Here is a 3,155-nt window from a genome sequence, read left to right on the forward strand (position 1 = left end):
GCATCGCGCTCGAGGTCGTCAGGCTGCCCGAAGCCAAGCGCGGCTTCGTGCTCCTGCCCCGGCGATGGGTAGTGGAGCGCTCATTCGGCTGGTTCACCCGCTTCCGCCGGCTCGCCCGCGACTATGAGCGCTTGCCCGAGACGCTGGCGGGCCTGCACCTCGTCGCCTTCACCATCCTACTGCTCAGGCGCGCCGCAGAACTCGCCGCCAGTGCGTAACACCCTCTAGGCCGACCTGGGGCACTCAGCCTGGGGGATAGCTGCGCTGCTCTTGCTCGGAGGGACAGAACGGGTGAGTGCCCTTCTGCAGGGAGACAATTATGTCCTGCCGGCCGGCAAGTGCAGCCAGGGCACCCACAGCAGGCTCTGAAGGCAGTCGGTCAAAGATGGAGAGCGCGGACGGACACACGCGTGGTCCGGCCTTCGAAAGCGCCTCAATCTGCTGCTTCGTGCGCCCGGAGATATAGCTCCGGAAGTTCTCGACTGAGCCGAAGTGCTGGATGCTGGTCCGTTCCGCAGCGCGTACCTCCGGCATATGAGGCCCAAGAGCCTCAGGTAGCCGGTGCGCCTCACTGCAGAACATCGCAATATTCATAAGATAGGCCCGAAGAAGGCTAACCTTTAGAGCCTCCCGCTGCTCCGCCTTCGCACAGTGAGCTCGCTCAGGGAGTGCAGTAACCAGGAGGCAGCCGGCGAGAAGGGCAGCCGGGACTAACCGCCATGACACCATCTCCGCGCCCTCGATCGGTCTAAAAAACTTGCTCAGATGTAGTTCATTGGGACGTCAGGTTCAACCTGCGGCCGACGCGGCCCCGGCTTGGAAAAGGCCTAGACCGGGATCATGACGCTGGCGCGGTTGCGGAGTGAGAAACGGCTTGGAAATCGCACCATACCCCGAGGCAGAGGCGGCCTTCGAACTTCGGTCCCTGCTGCCTTTCAGGCAGGGGCGTTTCTGGAGATTGCTCCGCGCGGCTGGAGCAATCCGGCCGGGGCTCTTTTCCGGGGCGCTGTCGAAAAGACAGGATGCATCGGCCACGCCAGCAGAACAGTCAAAACTCAGGTCTGTGCCTATGCATACCGGCAGTGTCCCTCGGAGCATGGGACACTTCCCCTCAGGCAGCAGTTTACCTTGTGCGGCGGTCTAACCTTCGTCGGGCGAGTTCTTTTTCGGAGTTGCCGGCAAAGTGAGGAAGATTGGAAGGAGGAAGGCACGCCAGTTAGGGCGGGTTCACACCTGGGGCAGACTCACGCGCGCAGTCTCTGGCAATGGCCGCGTGGCATCCCGGTCGGTTCCCGTACACCTCACAGCTCCCCCTCCGTCACCGCCCTAACCAGGGCTAGTACCAAGCGCCGCTTGCCCGGATCGAGCTTCGCCCAAGTGGCCAAGAGCTGCTCGCCCTCGATTACCATGGAGAGCTAGTCCGGATCTTTCCGGAGTGGGGTGGCGAGAGACCCGGCAGCGGCTGAGGTCTCCCCATCTAGAATCCTGAGTAGCGCCGAAGTCAAAGTCCGTTCCTCGGGCGTCAGGTACTCTCACATGCCTACCAGGCGCCGAACCTCCTTCAAGATGGCGATCGTCGTACTAGGCTCAAGCGGGCGGGGAGAAAGGGTCATTGTCGCTTCGCCTCCACCATCGCGCGGATCAGCATCAACACCATATCGCGCCCGTTCAGGTCGAGCTTTGTCCATCTAGCCAGAAGCTCCTGCAGGTCGCCGGAGTGGGCAAGTGCCTGGAGTTCCTGGTTAGGCGTGGCGGAGCGGGGAGGGCAGGACACTTGTCCTCGGTCTCTCGTACTTTTCGAATGTACCTGGAGTTGGGCCAGCCAAGCGTGACCGAACCCAAGCGCATCGATCGGAAGATCATCGCAACTTTCGGTTGCCTGTTCTGAATTCTGCTGTGCAGAATACACTCGACCCAAACTTCCATTCAGGCTTGGATAAAACGGCCAGCTCACCCACTCCGCTTAAGTCCTGTGGGTCGTATTGCGTTGCGGAACGGCTGCGTTGAACCGAACAATCTGAGGGCGCGCTGGCCCACCGGTCGGTCCGTGATCACGCGACGCGGACATGCTCCGGATGTCCGGACTCGAACATGCGCTTGAGTGCGCGGACGGCGACGGCGACCTGCAAGCTTCGGGCGCGTGCTGCCGACCGAGACGCCGGGTAGGGAAGCGGGCTGAGAACTGTCTTTCAGACTGGCCCCGTCTACAACAGGGATCCTCGCCGCCTCTCCTCAGATGCGATCCAGAAGCGCTTCATCTCCTCCCGTTCGGAACGGCTGTCACAGGCAATCCGCAGGAGTTCTACCGGAACGTCCTCGTTGAGGACCGGATCCAACCTCTCGTGCAGGCTGCGCTTCAGCCAGAGGTCGAAAAGATCTTCCTGCACTCCCGGAAAGGGAGGGCGTCGGACTGGCGGCATGTCGGAGCCTCCTCGCGCTGGCTCCCCCTCCGCCAGAACGACCCAGCTCTGGCCTGGCTTCGCTCCTCGGCCCAGCTTTTCCAACCCAGGATGAGGGCGAGCCGACGTCGCGAATGGACGTGGGTGGCGCAGAAACCCGTACTCCGGTCGAGTCGTTTCCACCATGACGCGTGCGGGTGGGCCTGGAGGTAGGCTCGGCAATCTGGTCCCCCTGGGGTCGCTCCCGTTACGATCAGACCCGCCGTTTTCATCCCTTTCTTGTGAGAAGCCGCGTGTGGACGCAGGCGACTACCCGACAAACGCCGAGGCCCAAGTCTTTCTGATCGGCGCCATGGCTGAAGCGGCGGTTCAGGGATGCCAGGAAGGGCGGAGGTCAGGGAGTTCCATCGCCAGTTGCCATTTTTCTCATTGCCTTCCCTGGCTGCGGCAGGCTTGGCTGGACGGGTTCAGCGAAGGTTAGATCACAATGGCGGTCGGAGGCCCGCAGCGGCGGAAGCCGAGCGGGAAGTCGGCCCCGGCTCCATCTTGCTCATCAGTATCGCCGTCTGCACCTAGATTGTGCCTGCATCCTGGGACACTACACACATCTCCCGGCAGCAACTGAAGCCGCCATCGCCCGTTATGGAGCCCGTTCGACTAACAGTAGTCTCCTAGCCGCCCCCCTGACCGGCGGGGCGGTTTGCGTCTGGGCGCTGACATGAGCCAGACAACCTACTGGACGACAGTCTTTTTGCA

3 protein-coding genes are annotated in these 3,155 nt (G+C 62.3%); 1 reads left to right on the forward strand and 2 read right to left on the reverse strand.

Annotated elements, in window-relative coordinates; translation table 11 throughout:
• On the forward strand, positions 1-218 hold a 218-nt coding region (locus tag ACO1BU_RS36505; protein WP_424140764.1), incomplete at its 5' end, for a transposase.
• Positions 219-1,609: 1,391 nt separating this feature from the next.
• Here the strand turns inward: ACO1BU_RS36505 and ACO1BU_RS36510 are convergent.
• Together ACO1BU_RS36510 and ACO1BU_RS36515 are read right to left on the reverse strand one after the other, a co-directional pair.
• Entirely contained in the window at positions 1,610-1,774 is a 165-nt protein-coding gene (locus tag ACO1BU_RS36510; protein ID WP_424140765.1) for a hypothetical protein, read from the reverse strand.
• 430 nt (positions 1,775-2,204) lie between these two features.
• Positions 2,205-2,420 carry a hypothetical protein gene (locus ACO1BU_RS36515; RefSeq protein ID WP_424140766.1) on the reverse strand — a complete coding sequence of 72 codons (216 nt, stop codon included), beginning with the start codon at positions 2,418-2,420 and terminating at the stop codon, positions 2,205-2,207.
• Positions 2,421-3,155 lie beyond the last annotated feature (735 nt).

It is taken from the genome of Roseomonas chloroacetimidivorans (genome assembly GCF_049629625.1).
Taxonomy (GTDB): Bacteria; Pseudomonadota; Alphaproteobacteria; order Acetobacterales; family Acetobacteraceae; genus Roseomonas; species Roseomonas chloroacetimidivorans.

Coding starts and splice junctions, on each gene's coding strand:
- ACO1BU_RS36515 (WP_424140766.1), bottom strand. CDS start 2,420: ATGCCGCCAGTCCGACGCCCTCCCTTTCCGGGAGTGCAGGAAGATCTT.